The organism is Neorhizobium sp. P1_A6 (genome assembly GCF_056406795.1).
Genome location: NZ_JBFTZM010000008.1, coordinates 173,074 through 188,866, shown reverse-complemented (window position 1 = coordinate 188,866; position 15,793 = coordinate 173,074). Strand labels below are relative to the sequence as shown.

Below are 15,793 nucleotides of genomic sequence, written 5' to 3'. Positions count from 1 at the left end.
CCGCAGAGGGACCGGAGTTGTGCGGAAAAATACACCGAACGGGACACGTCGCGTGTCATTATTAAAATTTCAATTCGAGGCACACGACGTGTCCCGGCCGATCCTCGGGGAGAACCCGAAGACGAAACGCAAAAGCACCAAGGGATGAGTACGCCTTGAGATTAGGCAAGGAAGAACATGGATAAGCCAGATCTTAGCGATTACGAAAAGCTTCGCGCCGAACAGCACGAGGAATTATGTCGCGCCACGGCGTCGATCGGCTTTCTGGGCAACGGCTTCTGCCATTTGCGGGCCTGCCGCCGCCGGCGTGTCTGCAGCGGCCCGATGCTGCCATCGGCGCATCAGATCTGGAAAGTCCGTGCCCAGCAGGAAATCGGCCTGAGCGGCAAGGCCTGCGCCGACCTTCCGCTTTGCATCGCCAATCGCGAACCGCAACATTATGAACTCTTCAAACAGACCTTGCAGAAGCTTCAGCAGATAGCGATCGATGAACCGAATCTCGACGTGCTCCGCGCCTGCATCTTGGTTGCGGCAAGGCGGCGCGCCAAGAAACATCTCTTGACTTCTCATCCGCTGCATCCGACTTCAACAGCGGAACAAGGAGTAGAGCCATGACCGAAGCCGCCCGCACGACGATCGACCAGAGCGAAGTCGACCGGTTTTCCGCGATGGCCGCCGAGTGGTGGGACCCGACCGGCAAGTTCAAGCCGCTTCACAAGTTCAACCCAGTGCGCCTCGCCTATCTCCGCGACCGCATCTGTGAAAACTTCGGCCGCGACCGCAAGAGCCACCTGCCGCTTTCCGGCCTGCGCATCCTCGATATCGGCTGCGGCGGCGGCCTGCTCTCCGAGCCGATCGCCCGCATGGGCGCGACCGTCGTCGGCGCCGATCCGTCGGAAAAGAACATCGGCATCGCCTCCACCCACGCGGCTGAGACAGGCACCTCGGTCGACTACCGCGCCGTCACCGCCGAGCAGCTCGCCGAAGCCGGCGAGACGTTCGACGTCGTGCTCAACATGGAAGTGGTCGAGCACGTCGCGGACGTCAATTTCTTCATGACGACCTGCGCCAACATGGTCCGCCCCGGCGGCCTGATGTTCGTCGCCACCATCAACCGCACTTTCAAGGCGGGCGCGCTGGCGATCTTCGCCGCCGAAAACATCCTGCGCTGGCTGCCCCGCGGCACCCATCAATACGAAAAGCTGGTCCGCCCGGAGGAGCTCGAAAGGCCGATCTCCTCAGCCGGCATGGACATCATCCACCGCACCGGCGTCTTCTTCAATCCGCTGCAGGACCGCTGGAACCTGTCGCCAGAGATGGACGTCAACTACATGATGCTAGCCAAGCGGCCTGCGTGAGACAACTTCCAAGGCCTGCCGTTGCTGTGATAAGCTTTGCAAAGCTTCCTTTTGGAGAGACCGATGGGCGAGGCCGTGAAGATCACCGTGACGCTGGAGCCGGACATCCAGGATTTCGTTCGCAACGAGGTCGAGCGCGGATCGTTTGCGTCGACCAGCGAGTATATCGAGACGGTCTTGCGTCAGCGCCAAGAGCGCGAACGCGCACGCCAGCAGCTTGACGCGGAATTGCAGAAGGGGCTCGACGATGTTCGGGCCGGCCGAGTGGTGCCGATCGACGAAGCATTCGCGGAAGTCCGTAGAAGGTTGGGTATCACCAAAAGCGGGCGGTGATGAAAGTCACCCTGTCGCGGGAAGCCATCGAGGATCTCGTCAGGATCGGCGACTACATCTTTCCGTCAAATCCCGTTCGCGCCGATACCTTCGTCACGGAACTGGAGAGCAAGTGCCTCCAGTTGGCGAAAATGCCGCTCGCTTTCTCCAAGGTGCCGCATAGCAGCGCCGCCCATATCCGCCGTCGGCCGCATGGGAGTTACCTCATCTTTTACGAGATTTTGGATGCGGAATTGGTCGTCTTGAGGATTCTTCACGGCGCCCAGGACTACGAAAGCATCCTCTTTCCAGAAGATTGATCATCCCCGCCCTCTCCCGCTCGGCTACACTCCCACTGACAGCACATGCGCAAGCAGATCCGACTGCTTTTCCGCATTACGCGCGGAAAGTTCGCGTACTCGGGTTCGGTCGACCGTTGTTCTGTTGCCGTCCGGTCCGTGAGGTTCTTTGAAATGGAAACCTTTGGGCCCCGGCCCATGATCGTGGAGATGCTCGAAACGCTCGACCGCCTCGGCCCAGTCCGGCTTGCCTTCGGTCCACCAGAGCACCAGCGCCGGCCATCGCCGCTCGACGTTCCACTCGCGGGCATGCTTCAGCGCATCGGCATGGACGCCGTTATAGGTGAAGGCCATCAGGGATTCGAGGTCGGCCCATAGAGACAGCGTCGAAGGCGCGGTCACAAAGCCGCTGCCCTCGATGAAACGTGGGAAGACCTGTGGTCCCCAGCTTCGCGGACCCGGCTCGCCGGCGTAACCGGACCGGCCCAGAAAACCTTCCGCTTGCTCGGCAGCCTGAAAATTGGCCGGCTCGCGAAATCGAAACCCTTCGACTTCCGGGTTTTCATAGGGAGCGACGAACAGGCCGAAATTATAGATCGCCAGCCGCCTCGCCGTCCCGGTCATCTCAGTTCGCGTCTTCGGGAATGACCGGCAGCGGCGCGATCTCGATGCCTTCTTCAAGCAGGTCGCGCACCTCGCCAAGGCTCGCCTGGCCGATGATGCCGCGGGCATCGGCCTCGCCGTAGTGGATCTTGCGGGCTTCCTCGGGAAATTTTTCACCGACGTCCTCGGCATTGGCCTTGATCGCCGCCACCGCTTCCTTGAGCTTGGCGATCGCCTCCCGGCGTGCCAGGTCCATCACCATCGCCTGCTTCTCTTCTTGCCTGCGGGCGGTCGAAACGGAGGGCGCCATCAGCGTCTTGGAGATCGCAGCGGAATTGCAGACCGGACAGGTCAGGAAGCCGCTCGCGACCTGCCGGTCGAAATCGGCGCTTTCCGAAAACCAGCCTTCGAACGCGTGGGCATTGTCGCAGGAGAGGGAATACTTGATCAAGCGGCCACCTCTCCCGCCGCGTCGGGAACCGCATCGAGCGAGAACTCGCGGGCGTTCTTGAGGTTGGGGATCTTTCCCCGGGCTGCGGCGACTGCGGCAATATCGAGGTCGGCGAGCACGACGCCTTCGCCGGTGCCGCCGGCAGACGCCAGCACCTTGCCCCAGGGGTCGACGATCATCGAATGGCCAAATGTCTCGCGGCCGTCTTCATGCACGCCCCCTTGAGCGGCGGCGATCACGAAGGCACCGTTCTCGATCGCCCGGGCGCGCAGCAGGATTTCCCAATGGGCCTCACCGGTCTGGCGGGTGAAGGCGGCAGGCACGGTCAGGATCTCGGCGCCGGCCAAGGCTTCGGTGCGGAAAAGCTGCGGGAATCGCACGTCGTAGCAGATCGCGAAACCGAGCTTGGCGAACGGCAGACCGGCGACCCGCGCTTCGCTTCCCGGCTCATAGGCCGAGCTTTCGCGCCAGCTCTCGCCATTGTCCAGATCGACATCGAACATATGGATCTTGTCATAGGTGCAGATCTGCCGGCCGCTCGGCGCAAACAGGAAGGCGCGGTTGGCGATCTTGCCGCCGTCGACGGCGATCGCCGTCGAGCCGATATGCAGGTGAATGCCGAGTTCGCTCGCCAAGCGGCGGGCGGTCGAAACAATGATATCGCCCGCTTCGTCGCGCAGCACCGCGCGCATGGCCTTGCGGTCCCGCTGCAGGAAACCGGTCATCTCCGGGGTCTGGATATAGGTCGCCCCGTGGGCCGCCGCTTCACGCACCAGCCGCGCCATGTCGGCGGCGTTCTTTTCCGGATCGACGCCGGAGCACATCTGGATGGCGGCAGCCTTGAAAGCCATGGAAGAAACCTCTCAGTTCGCCAGAATCGGGTCCAGCTTGCCGGCCCGGTCGAGTGCGTGCAGATCGTCGCAGCCGCCGACATGTGTGCCGTCGATGAAGATCTGCGGGAAAGTCGAGCGGCCGTTCGCCTTGCCAATCATTTCCTGGCGCAGTTCCTGCGAATAGGTGGCGTCATGCTCGGTATAGGCGACGCCCTTTGTATCCAGCAAAGCTTTTGCGCGCGCGCAGTAACCGCAATATTCGCGGGTATAGATAGTGACCTCTGCCATGATCGTCTCCGGGCGCGACCAGGCGGGGAAAGGCCGCGCGCAATAGTGTTTTCTTCTGTCATATAGGCCCGCCGACAGCCATTGCAAAGGTCAAAACAGTGACCTCCGCAGCGCCGGCTTTCCGCAAGGCACGCGTGGCCGAAGAAACCGTCGCGCCGGTGGTGTAGACGTCGTCGACCAGCACCAGCCGCTTGCCGAAAACGCGGTCCTCATGGCGCGGCGCGACTGCAAAGGCCGCCCGTACATTATCCTCGCGGGCCCGCGCCGTAAGCCCCACCTGTCGGTTGGTGCGTTTGACGCGAATGAGGGTAGACGGCAGGAACGGCCGACCGGATTTCTGCGACAGATGCCGTGCGAGCTCCGCCGCCTGGTTGAATTTGCGCGAGGCGAACCGCGACCGATGCAGCGGCACCGGCAGGATGGCGTCACAGTTTTCCACGTAACCATCGGAGGCGCGCAGCATCCAGCCGGCCATCATCCCCGCAAGGTCGGTGCGGTCGCGGTATTTCAGCGAATGGACGAGGTCGCGGGCGGCGCCCTCGAAGATTGCCGCCGAGCGCAAACGGTCGAAGACGGGTGGTTCCGCAATCGCCTGCGCCGACAGAATGCCTGGCCCCGGATCATAGGAAAACGGCAGGCCGAGCTTCTCGCAATAGGGCCGTTCGATGAAACGGATTTCCCGCCAGCAGGAGGGGCAGAAGCCCTGATGCGCGCCGGTCCGCACCCCGCAGCCGGGGCAGATCGGCGGATAGACGAAATCGCCGATCCATCTCGTCCACCCCTCGGCGAACGATGTTAAAAGTCGCAGGGCATTGACGTTCGGCTCGGCGGACATGACTTGACAATAGCGGATGGAACGCGCCTTTGCGACGGCAGAATACGAGTGGACGACCATGGAAATTCTCTTCGACGAACAGCTGGTGAGTGCCCGCCGCAGACGGGCGATAACCACTCAGGACAACAACGCCGCCTTTCTTCTGGATATCGCCGGCCGCGAGCTTGCAGACCGGTTGGCGGTCGTCGAGCGCCGCTTCGAGACGGCGGTCGAACTCCATGGCGGAACCGGCATCGCCGCCCGCGAAGCGCTTGCCACCGGCAAGATCGGCACCATCCGCCGGATCGAAACCGACGAGACCTTTGCAAAGCCCGGAGATGCCTTCACGGCCGCTCCATTGGAGGACGTGCCGCTCGAACCGGATTCCGTCAACCTGGTCCTGTCGCCGCTGTCGCTGCATCTGGTCAATGATACGCCCGGCACGCTGATCCGCATTCGCCGGGCACTGAAGCCGGACGGGCTTTTCCTGGCGGCGATCCCAGGCTCGGGCACGCTGCAGGAAATGCGGGACGTCCTTCTGTCCGCCGAGGCCGAACTGACCGGCGGGGCAAGCCCGCGCGTCATTCCATTTGCCGATGTGCGCGATGTCGGTGCGCTGCTGCAGCGGGCGGGCTTCTCGCTGCCGGTCGTCGATGCCGAAACCTACACGGTACGCTACGACTCGCTGTTCCCGCTGATGCGGGATCTGCGGGCCATGGGCATGACCAATCCGCTGGCGGGACGCAGTCGCGTGCCGGTGACGAGGCGTTTCTTCGTGAGAGCTGCAGAACTTTATGCCGAGCGCTATTCCGATCCGGACGGCCGCATCCGCGCGACATTCTCGATCATCTACGCATCCGGCTGGACGCCGCACGAAAGCCAGCAAAAACCGTTGAAGCCGGGCTCCGCCAAGATGCGGCTGGCCGACGCCCTCAACAGTCGCAGCCCGCGCTGAACGGCCCCGACCCAAATTCAGGGAACAGGGTCGTCAATGCTGTTAGAGATGGTTTTGAACGTATTCGTCAATGCGTCGGTAAAGGTGGTGAACCCGGCGATCATCGACAGCGAGATGATCCCGATGATGAGGCCGTATTCCACGGCCGTCGCGCCGCTGTTATTATTCAGAAGGAACCTGAAAAGGCGCATGAACTGACCTTTGGATCAAATGGGAGTCCGGCCTCAAAGTCCCGGCGTCAGCAGTCGCTGCCGATGCCATAACCTTGTACGATGCAGACCGAACCGGGCGTTTCCTGCAATACGCTGCGCCGGATCGTATAATGTCTTGCTCCCTTTTCGCCGGGCTTGATGGAGCCCGTGCTGATCAGGTCGAAATCTTCCTGGACATGCGCCAGACGGCGCTCGTCATTGCGGCTGGCGAGCATCGGCGTCACGATCAGCGAAAGAGCGATCGCGGCCGTCCCGAACAGGAGTGCGATATTCAGCGCGCCGGTTTTGCCGGAGCCATGCGTCGTCCGCTGACGGACCCGCACAGTTTTCCAGAATTCCTCGTCCATGCCTTCTAAAGCCTCATCAACGCGTTACCGGATAAGCCTTGAAGGTGCCACAATCGGCTAAACGATCCCTTAACGCCGTATGAATTCGGCGGCTCTAATTTTATCGATCAGAGGAGATCCTGCAGGATCGGGATCAACGGCTCGTCGGCCGGCGGCATTGGGTAGTCCCGCAGCGCGTTCGGCCGGACCCATTTGATCGCCTGCCCTTCCCGCCCCGTCGGAATGCCTTCGAAGCGACGGCAGATGTAGAGCGGCATCAGCAGGTGGAAGGTCTCGTAGGTGTGGCTGGCGAAGGTGAGCGGCGCAAGGCACGGGATCTTGGTCTGGATGCCGAGCTCTTCCTCGAGCTCGCGCACCAGCGTCTCCTCCGGTGTCTCACCGGGCTCGACCTTGCCGCCTGGAAACTCCCAGAGGCCGGCCAGCGACTTGCCTTCCGGCCGCTGCGCCAGAAGGATGCGGCCGTCGGTATCGATCAGCGCGCAGGCGGCGACGAGCAGAATCTTGCGGGGGGTGTCGCTCATGCCCGGCTTTCCTGCCGCCAATAGCGGTATTCGTAGGCCTTGCGGAAGCCGAACCTCCGATAGAGCGCCAGCGCCGGTTCGTTGGTCGAGACGACCTGCAGCCAGGCCGACCGCGCGCCGCTGATGCGGGCCCAGCGCAGCGCCGAGGAGAGAATTTCGGTGCCTAGACCCTCTCGCCGATGCGCCTTGGCGACGGCAAAAGAGATGATGCCGGCCAGGTCGTTGTCCTGGACGCAGAGCGCCACGGCCGCGGCGCCTTCCTGCGGGTTTTCCTTGATGAAGAAGCCGGAGGTCGGCTTGATCGAACTCAGGATCTCGGCAAGCGCCGGCTTCAGCGCCGGATCTTCGTTATCGATCGCCAGGCTCGCGTCGCAGAACCGGCCGATATCGTGGCTCGGCAGGTGATCGAGCGTGTCCGGCAGTTCCAGTTCGGTGAGGTTTACGGTCAGGACGTCGACGGTCTCGAACGCCCGCCAGCCGGCGGCATTGAGGTGGTCGATGAGCTTCGGAGGAGCAAGCGGCGTCTCCCTGACGACCAGCTGCCGGCCATAGTCCTCGAACCGCTTGCGCGCCTTCTCGAGCCGCATCGCCATGTCGCGGTGATCGGACGGGTCGAGCGGCACGATGCAGTTCAAGCGCTTGGAAGGATGACCGCCGGTCAGCCGCACCTGCCAGCTGCCGTCATAAATGACGGACGCCGCCGGCCAGGCTCGAAAGCCAACGGCTTCGAGCCGCCGGACCAATGGCAGATCGTTCTGAGGAGATGATGCTTCGTTCAATTCCTGTCAGCTCCGGTAGTCGCCGTTGATGGCAACATATTCCTTGGTGAGGTCGCAGGTCCAGACGGTCGCACGGCCGCTGCCGAGACCGATATCGACCTTCACCGGAATGTCCTGTTCTTTCATGACGGCGGTGGTCGCTGCTTCGGAATAGGCCGGATCGCGCTCGCCGTCGACGGCGACGCGCACGTCGCCGAACCAGATCGCCAGCCGGTCGCGGTCGGCCATTTCGCCCGACTTGCCGACGGCCATGACGATACGGCCCCAATTGGCGTCTTCGCCGGCGATCGCGGTCTTGACCAGCGGCGAGTTGGCGATCGACAGCGCGATCACCTTTGCCGCGGCATCGCTTTCGGCGCCGGTGACGGTGATCTCGACCATCTTGCGCGCACCTTCGCCGTCGCGGACGACCTGCAGGGCCAGATCCTTGAGCAGGTCATTGAGCGCGGCGCGGAAGCTTGCGAGACGCGGATCGTCGGCGGTCTCGACACGGACCTGGCCATCTTCGGCGGCGGCACCAGTAGCAAACAGCATCAGCGTATCGGAGGTCGAGGTATCGCTGTCGACGGTGACCGAGTTGAAGCTTGGGCCGACGCCGGCGGACAGCAGGCTCTGCAGCGCCGGCGACGCGATGTCTGCATCGGTCGCCACGAAGGACAGCATGGTCGCCATGTCGGGGGCGATCATGCCGGCGCCCTTGGAGATGCCATTGATCGTAACCTTGACGCCGCCGATATCGGCGGTGCGGGTCGCGACCTTCGGATAGGTGTCGGTGGTCATGATCGCCTTGGCAGCTTCGAGCCAGAAGGCGCCGGTGGCGCCGCTGTTCATGTCGCCGAGCACGCCTGCGAATTTCGTTGCGTCGAGCGGTTCGCCGATCACGCCGGTCGAAGCGAGATAGACTTCGTTCTTGCCGCAGCCGACCGCCTCGGAGGCCGACTTGGCGGTGAGTTCAGTCGCAGCCTTGCCCCTGACGCCGGTAAAGGCGTTGGCATTGCCGGAATTGACGACCACGGCGCGCGCCACCCCGTGCGACAGATTGGCGCGGCAGAAATCGACCGGCGCCGAGGGGCACTTGGAGCGGGTGAAGACGCCGGCGACGGTCGCGGGCTTGTCGAACACCATCAGCAGCACGTCGGTGCGGTTCTTGTACTTGATCCCCGCGGCGGCAGTCGCCATCCGCACGCCGCGGATCGCCGGCATGTCGGGATAGGATTTCGGAGCGAGCGGCGAAACGGAATCGGACATCGGATAATTACCTGGCTCAAATAGGAAAAGGGCCCGGAAGATCCGGGCCCGTCGTCAAATGATTACTGCTGCACCGGGACGTCGCCGTCCTGCATCTTACTGACGTCTTCATATCCCTTCTTGAGGGCCGCATCCTTGATGTCGATCTTCTGCTCGCTCTTGGCCTTGGTGATCAGAGCCACATACTTGTCGCGCATCACCAGCTGCTTGACCTGGTCCTCGACCTGGTCGAAAGCCGGTGCCGGAGCATCGCGCGTGTCTTCCAGCTTGATGACGTGATAGCCGAACTGCGACTTGACCGGCGTCTTGGAATATTCGCCCTTCTTCAGCGCGAAAGCGACTTCCTCGAATTCCGGAACCATGCGGCCGCGGCCGAACCAGCCGAGATCGCCGCCTTCATCCTTGTTGGAATCCTGGGACTTTTCCTTGGCGATCGCGGCGAAATCCTTGCCCTTGTCGAGATCGGCGATGATCGCCTTGGCCTCTTCCTCGGTCTTTACGAGGATGTGGCGGGCATGCACCTCTTCCTGCTTCGGCAGGGAAGCGATTTCCTTGTCGTAACGGGCCTTGACCTCTGCCGGGGTGGTGGCGTCGATCACATGCTTGCGGAAATAGGCGTTATGCAGCTCGCGGTCGGCGATATAATCCATCCGCTTCTTGAAGTCCGGGGTGTCCTTGATGCCTTCGGCGAGAGCGCCCTTGGCGAGCAGCTTGACGTCGATGGCGCCGGAAAGGGCTGCAACCTTCTTCTGGTCGTCCGGAAGCTGGGCGAGCTGCGGGTCCAGGTTCTGGACCGCAATCTCCAGTTCCGACTGGTGAATTTCGAGGTCGCYGACCTTGGCAACGACCGGATCCTCCGCCGCAAAGGCGGGAGCCTGGCAGAGGATCGCGGCGGCCAGCGCGGCCGTCATGAGAAACTTGTGGCGCAACATCGATAAAGACCTTTCGATTAAGGATACCGGTTTCAGAACGTCTGATTCCGGCCAGAAAACCTTCACAAACACCGGATTGTGGCCATTCTGTATCGGCCGCCACCGTTGACATCATTCGACCCCCCTCTTATCTGTCACGCAACTTCGCGTCCAGCAGAGTTTCCGGGCGTGACAGGTCATTTTATCGGTATCAGAAACCGATGGTTCGACCGGTCCCGCGCCCCCATGGGACAGATTTCAGAAAGGACCATTCGTATGGTCAGCCTTGGCGGCATCGCCCGCAAATTGTTCGGTTCGGCAAACGATCGTCGCGTGCGCGGCTACCAGCCGACTGTCGACGCCATCAATGCTATCGAGGAGAAGACCAAGGCTCTCTCCGACGAACAGCTTGCGGCCCAGACGGTCGAGTTCAGGAAACTGCTCTCCGAGGGCAAGACGCTCGACGACATCCTGGTCCCGGCCTTTGCGGTCGTGCGCGAGGCTTCCCGCCGGGTGCTCGGCATGCGCCCGTTCGACGTGCAGCTGACCGGTGGCATGATCCTTCACGACGGCGCGATTGCCGAGATGAAGACCGGCGAAGGCAAGACGCTGGTGGCGACGCTGGCGGTCTACCTGAACGCGCTCGCCGGCAAGGGCGTGCACGTGGTCACCGTCAACGACTACCTCGCCCAGCGCGACGCCCACACGATGGGCAAGCTCTACGGCTTCCTGGGCTTGACCACGGGCGTCATCGTCCATGGCCTCAGCGACGAAGAGCGCCACGCCAATTATGCCTGCGACATCACCTACGCCACCAATAACGAACTGGGCTTCGATTATCTGCGCGATAACATGAAGTACGAGCGTAGCCAGATGGTCCAGCGCGGCCACAATTACGCGATCGTCGACGAAGTGGACTCGATCCTGGTCGACGAGGCGCGCACGCCGCTGATCATCTCCGGCCCGCTCGACGACCGTTCGGAACTCTACAACACCATCGACGCCTTCATCCCCGCACTGACGCCTGATGACTACGAGATCGACGAAAAGCAGCGCTCCGCCAACTTCTCCGAGGTCGGCACCGAAAAGCTCGAGAACCTGCTGCGTCAGGCGGGCCTGCTGAAGGGCGAATCCCTCTACGACGTCGAGAACGTCGCGATCGTCCACCACATCAACAACGCGCTGAAGGCCCACAAGCTCTTCACCCGCGACAAGGACTATATCGTCCGCAACGACGAGATCGTCATCATCGACGAATTCACGGGCCGCATGATGCCCGGCCGCCGTTATTCGGAAGGCCAGCACCAGGCGCTCGAAGCCAAGGAAAAGGTGCAGATCCAGCCGGAGAACCAGACGCTCTCCTCGATCACCTTCCAGAACTATTTCCGCATGTACGGAAAGCTCGCCGGGATGACCGGTACGGCCCAGACGGAAGCGGAAGAGTTCGGCAATATCTACAAGCTCGAAGTGGTCGAAGTGCCGACCAACCTGCCGATCCAGCGTATCGACGAAGACGACGAGGTCTACCGGACCTTCGATGAAAAGTTCAAGGCGATCATCGAGGAAATCAAACAAGCCCATGAACGCGGCCAGCCGGTCCTGGTCGGCACCACCTCGATCGAAAAATCCGAACTGCTGGCGACCATGCTGCGCCAGTCGGGCTTCAACAATTTCCAGGTCCTGAACGCCCGTTACCACGAGCAGGAAGCCTATATCGTRTCGCAGGCCGGTGTGCCGGGCGCCGTCACGATCGCCACCAACATGGCTGGCCGCGGTACCGACATCCAGCTCGGCGGCAATATCGACATGCGCCTCGAACGCGAACTCGAAGGCATGGAGCCGGGTCCGGAGCGCGATGCGCTGGAAGCGGCAAGCCGCGAAGAGGTCAAACAGCTCAAGGAGAAGGCGCTTGCCGCCGGCGGCCTCTACGTGATCGCCACCGAGCGCCACGAAAGCCGCCGCATCGACAACCAGCTGCGCGGCCGCTCCGGCCGTCAGGGCGACCCGGGCCGTTCGAAATTCTACCTGTCCCTCCAGGACGACCTGATGCGCATCTTCGGCTCCGACCGGATGGACAGCATGCTGCAGAAGCTCGGCCTCAAGGAAGGCGAAGCAATCGTCCATCCGTGGATCAACAAGGCGCTCGAACGCGCCCAGAAGAAGGTCGAAGCCCGCAACTTCGACATCCGCAAGAACCTTCTGAAATACGACGACGTCACCAACGACCAGCGCAAGGTGATCTTCGAACAGCGCATCGAGATGATGGATTCGGAAGACGTATCCGAGACCGTCGAGGACATGCGCAGCGAGGTGATCGAGGTTCTGGTCGCCAAGCACATTCCCGAACGCGCCTATGCCGAACAGTGGAATGCCGCGGGCCTTCGCGAAGACGTCGGCCGGATGCTGAACCTCGACCTGCCGATCGAAGACTGGGTCAAGGAAGACGGCATCGGCGAGACCGATATCCGCGAACGGATCACCGAGGCTGCCGACAAGGCCGCGGCCGAGCGCAAGGAGCGCTTCGGCGCCGATATCATGACCTATGTGGAGCGCTCCGTGCTGCTCCAGACGCTCGACCACCTGTGGCGCGAGCATATCGTCAATCTCGACCACTTGCGCTCGGTCATCGGTTTCCGCGGCTACGCCCAGCGCGATCCGCTGCAGGAATACAAGGCGGAAGCCTTCGAGCTGTTCCAGGCGCTGCTTGCCAACCTGCGCGAGGCGGTCACCGCCCAGCTGATGCGCGTCGAGCTGGTGCAGAACCCAGAGCCGCCGCAGCCGCCGGCGATCTACGACGAACAGCATGTCGATCCGACGACCGGCCTCAACCAGGTCACCGGCTTCGACAGCGAGAACTTCATCGCCGCACCGGCAGACCGCCGTCCGGAAGATCCCTCCACCTGGGGCAAGATCGGCCGCAACGAGGCCTGCCCCTGCGGATCCGGCAAGAAATACAAGCATTGCCACGGTGCCTTCGAACAGGCCTGAGGCTTCTGCGAAAACCCCATCCTTTCAACGCCGCCCCTGCCGGGCGGCGTTGTCGTTTCCGCGGTAGGGCCCGCGCAATCGTCAATCCTTTGACGCCCGGGCGAACCCTTTCTTAACCCTGCTGTGGCAACACTTTTGCCCATGTTCCCGTCGTCGTTACGAGTATTGCGTGCCCATCATGGCGGTTATCGAAACAGCGGAAAGATTGCTTCCGCCTGGTCTGAGGACCCGGCTGGCACCGCTGACCCGCAAGCTCCAATCGATCCTGACCGATGACGACGAGACGGCCCGCGCCCAGCGCCGCGCGCTCATCGCCTTCGTGATCCGCGTCTTCAGCGCCGCCATCGCCTTCGTGTCGCAGATCGTGCTCGCCCGCCTGATGGGCGAGTTCGAATACGGCATATTCGCATTCGTCTGGGTTCTGGTCGTGCTCGCCGGCAATCTTTCCTGCCTCGGTTTCCACACCTCCGTCATCCGCTTCCTGCACCAGCACAGGGCACGCGACGAGGTGGCGACGGTGCGCGGGCTCAATCTCGCCGTCCGCCTGGTGGCGCTGATCTCGGCAAGCACGGTGGCCGGCCTCGGTTTCCTGTTCCTGCATGTCTACGGCCACACGGTCGAGCCCTATTACCTTGTGCCGGTGTCGCTCGCCTTCTTCACCATACCGATGATCGCGCTCGGCGACGTGCTCGACGGCACCGCGCGTTCGAACGGCTGGACGGTGACGGCGCTGAGCCCCACCTACCTGATCCGCCCGACCCTGATCCTCGTGTTCATGCTGGCCGCACTCTGGTTCGGCGCTGACCACACGGCCGTCACCGCCATGCAGGCAGCCCTTGCGGCAACCTATGTCACGACGCTCTCGCAGCTGCTGCGCCTGACGCTGCGCCTGCGCCGGCTCTACGGGACCGGTCCGATACGGTTCGAGATGGGCGCCTGGTTCCGATATTCGCTGCCGCTCTTCCTGGTCGACGGCATCGGCTTCCTGCTGACCAATGCGGACGTCGTCGTTGTCGGCCTTTACCTGCCGCCAGACCAGGTCGGCATCTATTATGCCGCCGCGAAGACGATCGTACTGGTGCAATTCGTCTATTTCTCGATCAAGGCTGCCGCCGGCCCCCGCTTTTCCGCGATCATGGCGGAGGAGGACATGACGGCGCTGGCCGCCTTTGCCGGCCAGACCGCGCGCTGGAGTTTCTGGCCGTCGCTTGCCGTCGGGCTTATGGCGCTCGCTTCCGGCGAGCTGCTTCTGTCGCTGTTCGGCAGCGCGTTTACGGCCGGTTACTGGCTGATGGCGATCCTGTTTTGCGGTATCCTTGCCAAGTCGATGGTGGGGCCCGGCGAGGTCCTGCTCAGCATGGCCGGCCGCCAGAAACTCTGCGTGTTGCTCTACGGCGTGACGCTTTTGGCGAGCATCGGCCTCAATATCGCGCTGATCCCCCGCTTCGGCCTGACGGGTGCGGCCACGGCCACGGCGTCGGCGATGATGATCGAGGCGATCCTGTTGCATATCGCAGTCCGGCGCACGCTCGGCATCGTGCTCTTCGCCTTTGCCGATCCGACGCCCTCTGCTCCTTCAAAGGCTTCCTGATCATGGCGCAACCTCCATTCAGCAGCGAATTCGAGGGCAATGGCGGCGGCCGGATGAGCATGGTCCAGGCGTTCCGCGCCGAGCGGCCGGATGCCGATACCCATCTCCAGGTCGGCCGGCCGGGCCGCGAACTCTGCCTCTATCCCGCCGCCTTCGGTTACGACCTGCAGGAAGAACTCGAATTCCTCTCCAACCGCGCGCTGGAGCCGAACATCTTCTTTTCGGCCCGGCTGCTGGCCCCCGCCATGCCGCGGGTCGAGGACAAGCAGGTGCGCCTGGCGCTGATCCGCGACGAGATCGGTGCGCGCAGCCGCATGCGGCTGCTGATGCCGTTCACGGTCGAGAAGCCCGGCTTTTCCGTCGGCGCCTCGATCATCCGCGCCTGGGCCAACCCCTTCGGACCGATCGGCACGCCGCTCGTCGACGCGGAAGATTCAGCCGAGACGATCGACAATCTTTTCGACGCGCTCAGCATGCGCGAAGCCCGCCTCCCCTCCGTGCTGGTGATGCCGGACGTCAGGCTCGCCGGTCCGTTCGCGCAGCTCGCCAAGGCGGTCGCGATCGGCCGCAACCTGCCGGTGGCCGTCACCGATCCCCATCTCCGACCGATGCTCGAAAGCATGCTCGACGGCGAGGCCTATCTCAAGCACTCGATCTCGTCGCACCACTACCGCGAAATGCGCCGTCTCTGGCGCAATCTCGGCAACAAGGGCTCGCTCAGCTATTCGGTCGCCCGCCAGCCGGAAGAGATCCGGTTGCGGATGGAGGAATTCCTGGCGCTCGAAGCCAAGGGCTGGAAGGGCCGCAAACGCTCGGCCCTGATCAACGACCGCTACCGCGCCGCCTTCGCCCGCGAAGCGATCACCAACCTGGCGGAAATCGACGCCGTCCGCATCCACACCATCGATTTCGACGGCCGCGCAATCGCCTCGCTCATCGTCTTCATCATGGCCGGCGAGGCCTATACGTGGAAGACCGCCTACGACGAGAGTTTCTCCCATTTCTCGCCCGGCAAGCTCCTGATGGTGAAGCTGACCGAATGGCATCTCGAAGACGCCAACATCATGCGCACCGACAGTTGCGCGGTTCCGGACCATCCGATCATGAGCCGTTTCTGGGAAGAGCGCGAGGAAATGGGCACGCTGGTGATCGGCCTGCGCCAGAACGGCGACCGCGACGTGCGCCAGGTGGCAGCCCAGCTTCACCTCTACCGCAACACCCGCAACATGGCCCGCATGCTGCGCGAGAAGATCATGTCGCTCGCCGGCCGTTCGGAATAATCA

The 15,793-nt window shown here is 62.8% G+C and carries 18 protein-coding genes and 1 pseudogene; 7 read left to right on the top strand and 12 right to left on the bottom strand.

Annotation, left to right across the window (positions count from 1 at the left end):
- Positions 1–234: 234 nt before the first annotated feature.
- A complete protein-coding gene (locus tag AC1D3C_RS17920; RefSeq protein ID WP_477483824.1) occupies positions 235–570 on the bottom strand; it encodes a hypothetical protein in 336 nt (111 codons plus the stop codon).
- Positions 571–611: 41 nt separating this feature from the next.
- On the opposite strand from AC1D3C_RS17920, the gene ubiG reads away from it, so the two are divergent.
- The 3 genes from ubiG (at position 612) to AC1D3C_RS17905 (ending at position 1,990) form a co-directional block, all read left to right on the top strand.
- A complete protein-coding gene (gene ubiG, locus AC1D3C_RS17915) occupies positions 612–1,358 on the top strand; it encodes a bifunctional 2-polyprenyl-6-hydroxyphenol methylase/3-demethylubiquinol 3-O-methyltransferase UbiG (protein WP_477483823.1) in 747 nt (248 codons plus the stop codon).
- 63 nt (positions 1,359–1,421) lie between these two features.
- Positions 1,422–1,691, top strand: coding sequence for a type II toxin-antitoxin system ParD family antitoxin (locus tag AC1D3C_RS17910; protein ID WP_038540221.1), 270 nt, complete (start codon positions 1,422–1,424; stop codon positions 1,689–1,691).
- Entirely contained in the window at positions 1,691–1,990 is a 300-nt protein-coding gene (locus AC1D3C_RS17905) for a type II toxin-antitoxin system RelE/ParE family toxin (RefSeq protein WP_477483872.1), read from the top strand. The genes AC1D3C_RS17910 and AC1D3C_RS17905 overlap by 1 nt, the downstream gene beginning before the upstream one ends.
- A 24-nt stretch (positions 1,991–2,014) precedes the next feature.
- Here the strand turns inward: AC1D3C_RS17905 and AC1D3C_RS17900 are convergent, their stop codons facing one another.
- The 5 genes from AC1D3C_RS17900 to AC1D3C_RS17880 are packed head-to-tail and all read right to left on the bottom strand — an operon-like array spanning position 2,015 to position 4,979.
- The gene (locus AC1D3C_RS17900; RefSeq protein ID WP_477483822.1) at positions 2,015–2,593 is read right to left on the bottom strand and encodes a DUF3291 domain-containing protein; all 579 of its coding nucleotides are present in this window, start codon (positions 2,591–2,593) and stop codon (positions 2,015–2,017) included.
- A gap of 1 nt (position 2,594) precedes the next feature.
- Complete coding sequence (locus tag AC1D3C_RS17895) at positions 2,595–3,023, bottom strand: DUF1178 family protein (protein ID WP_477483821.1); 429 nt, start codon at positions 3,021–3,023, stop codon at positions 2,595–2,597.
- Positions 3,020–3,874: a carbon-nitrogen hydrolase family protein gene (locus AC1D3C_RS17890; protein WP_477483820.1), complete on the bottom strand. Its 855-nt coding sequence runs from the start codon at positions 3,872–3,874 to the stop codon at positions 3,020–3,022. The genes AC1D3C_RS17895 and AC1D3C_RS17890 overlap by 4 nt, the downstream gene beginning before the upstream one ends.
- A 12-nt stretch (positions 3,875–3,886) precedes the next feature.
- Complete coding sequence (grxC, locus tag AC1D3C_RS17885; RefSeq protein ID WP_038548767.1) at positions 3,887–4,144, bottom strand: glutaredoxin 3; 258 nt, start codon at positions 4,142–4,144, stop codon at positions 3,887–3,889.
- Positions 4,145–4,202: 58 nt separating this feature from the next.
- Positions 4,203–4,979: a ComF family protein gene (locus tag AC1D3C_RS17880; RefSeq protein WP_477483871.1), complete on the bottom strand. Its 777-nt coding sequence runs from the start codon at positions 4,977–4,979 to the stop codon at positions 4,203–4,205.
- Positions 4,980–5,037: 58 nt separating this feature from the next.
- On the opposite strand from AC1D3C_RS17880, the gene AC1D3C_RS17875 reads away from it, so the two are divergent.
- A complete protein-coding gene (locus AC1D3C_RS17875; RefSeq protein WP_477483819.1) occupies positions 5,038–5,913 on the top strand; it encodes a class I SAM-dependent methyltransferase in 876 nt (291 codons plus the stop codon).
- 17 nt (positions 5,914–5,930) lie between these two features.
- On the opposite strand, the gene AC1D3C_RS17870 is transcribed toward AC1D3C_RS17875, so the two are convergent.
- The 6 genes and pseudogenes from AC1D3C_RS17870 to AC1D3C_RS17845 form a co-directional block, all read right to left on the bottom strand.
- Positions 5,931–6,104, bottom strand: a complete 174-nt coding sequence (locus AC1D3C_RS17870; RefSeq protein ID WP_255761287.1) for a Flp family type IVb pilin — start codon at positions 6,102–6,104, stop codon at positions 5,931–5,933.
- A gap of 47 nt (positions 6,105–6,151) precedes the next feature.
- Positions 6,152–6,472: a hypothetical protein gene (locus tag AC1D3C_RS17865; protein WP_038584069.1), complete on the bottom strand. Its 321-nt coding sequence runs from the start codon at positions 6,470–6,472 to the stop codon at positions 6,152–6,154.
- Positions 6,473–6,579: 107 nt separating this feature from the next.
- Positions 6,580–6,993 (bottom strand): 8-oxo-dGTP diphosphatase MutT, encoded by a 414-nt coding sequence (gene mutT, locus AC1D3C_RS17860; RefSeq protein ID WP_477483818.1) that lies wholly within the window; start codon positions 6,991–6,993, stop codon positions 6,580–6,582.
- Positions 6,990–7,810: pseudogene (locus tag AC1D3C_RS17855) on the bottom strand (GNAT family N-acetyltransferase). Before AC1D3C_RS17855 ends, mutT begins: the two are co-directional and overlap by 4 nt.
- Complete coding sequence (gene argJ, locus AC1D3C_RS17850) at positions 7,779–9,020, bottom strand: bifunctional glutamate N-acetyltransferase/amino-acid acetyltransferase ArgJ (protein ID WP_477483817.1); 1,242 nt, start codon at positions 9,018–9,020, stop codon at positions 7,779–7,781. Before argJ ends, AC1D3C_RS17855 begins: the two are co-directional and overlap by 32 nt.
- Positions 9,021–9,082: 62 nt before the next feature.
- On the bottom strand, positions 9,083–9,952 hold the full coding sequence (locus AC1D3C_RS17845) for a peptidylprolyl isomerase (protein WP_477483816.1): 870 nt from the start codon (positions 9,950–9,952) through the stop codon (positions 9,083–9,085).
- 255 nt (positions 9,953–10,207) lie between these two features.
- Here AC1D3C_RS17845 and secA point away from each other — a divergent pair, with 255 nt between their 5' ends.
- The 3 genes from secA (at position 10,208) to AC1D3C_RS17830 (ending at position 15,790) form a co-directional block, all read left to right on the top strand.
- Entirely contained in the window at positions 10,208–12,919 is a 2,712-nt protein-coding gene (gene secA / locus AC1D3C_RS17840) for a preprotein translocase subunit SecA (protein ID WP_038540192.1), read from the top strand.
- 169 nt (positions 12,920–13,088) lie between these two features.
- A complete protein-coding gene (locus tag AC1D3C_RS17835) occupies positions 13,089–14,510 on the top strand; it encodes a lipopolysaccharide biosynthesis protein (RefSeq protein ID WP_477483815.1) in 1,422 nt (473 codons plus the stop codon).
- Positions 14,511–14,563: 53 nt separating this feature from the next.
- The gene (locus AC1D3C_RS17830) at positions 14,564–15,790 is read left to right on the top strand and encodes a GNAT family N-acetyltransferase (protein ID WP_477483870.1); all 1,227 of its coding nucleotides are present in this window, start codon (positions 14,564–14,566) and stop codon (positions 15,788–15,790) included.
- The last annotated feature ends 3 nt before the right edge of the window (positions 15,791–15,793 follow it).

Excerpts from the sequence above, each read along its gene's own strand:
- AC1D3C_RS17920 (WP_477483824.1), bottom strand. The coding sequence starts at position 570 with ATGAGAAGTCAAGAGATGTTTCTTGGCGCGCCGCCTTGCCGCAACCAA.
- ubiG (WP_477483823.1), top strand. The coding sequence starts at position 612 with ATGACCGAAGCCGCCCGCACGACGATCGACCAGAGCGAAGTCGACCGG.
- AC1D3C_RS17910 (WP_038540221.1), top strand. The coding sequence starts at position 1,422 with ATGGGCGAGGCCGTGAAGATCACCGTGACGCTGGAGCCGGACATCCAG.
- AC1D3C_RS17905 (WP_477483872.1), top strand. The coding sequence starts at position 1,691 with ATGAAAGTCACCCTGTCGCGGGAAGCCATCGAGGATCTCGTCAGGATC.
- AC1D3C_RS17900 (WP_477483822.1), bottom strand. The coding sequence starts at position 2,593 with ATGACCGGGACGGCGAGGCGGCTGGCGATCTATAATTTCGGCCTGTTC.
- AC1D3C_RS17890 (WP_477483820.1), bottom strand. The coding sequence starts at position 3,874 with ATGGCTTTCAAGGCTGCCGCCATCCAGATGTGCTCCGGCGTCGATCCG.
- grxC (WP_038548767.1), bottom strand. The coding sequence starts at position 4,144 with ATGGCAGAGGTCACTATCTATACCCGCGAATATTGCGGTTACTGCGCG.
- AC1D3C_RS17880 (WP_477483871.1), bottom strand. The coding sequence starts at position 4,979 with ATGTCCGCCGAGCCGAACGTCAATGCCCTGCGACTTTTAACATCGTTC.
- AC1D3C_RS17875 (WP_477483819.1), top strand. The coding sequence starts at position 5,038 with ATGGAAATTCTCTTCGACGAACAGCTGGTGAGTGCCCGCCGCAGACGG.
- AC1D3C_RS17870 (WP_255761287.1), bottom strand. The coding sequence starts at position 6,104 with ATGCGCCTTTTCAGGTTCCTTCTGAATAATAACAGCGGCGCGACGGCC.
- AC1D3C_RS17865 (WP_038584069.1), bottom strand. The coding sequence starts at position 6,472 with ATGGACGAGGAATTCTGGAAAACTGTGCGGGTCCGTCAGCGGACGACG.
- mutT (WP_477483818.1), bottom strand. The coding sequence starts at position 6,993 with ATGAGCGACACCCCCCGCAAGATTCTGCTCGTCGCCGCCTGCGCGCTG.
- argJ (WP_477483817.1), bottom strand. The coding sequence starts at position 9,020 with ATGTCCGATTCCGTTTCGCCGCTCGCTCCGAAATCCTATCCCGACATG.
- AC1D3C_RS17830 (WP_477483870.1), top strand. The coding sequence starts at position 14,564 with ATGAGCATGGTCCAGGCGTTCCGCGCCGAGCGGCCGGATGCCGATACC.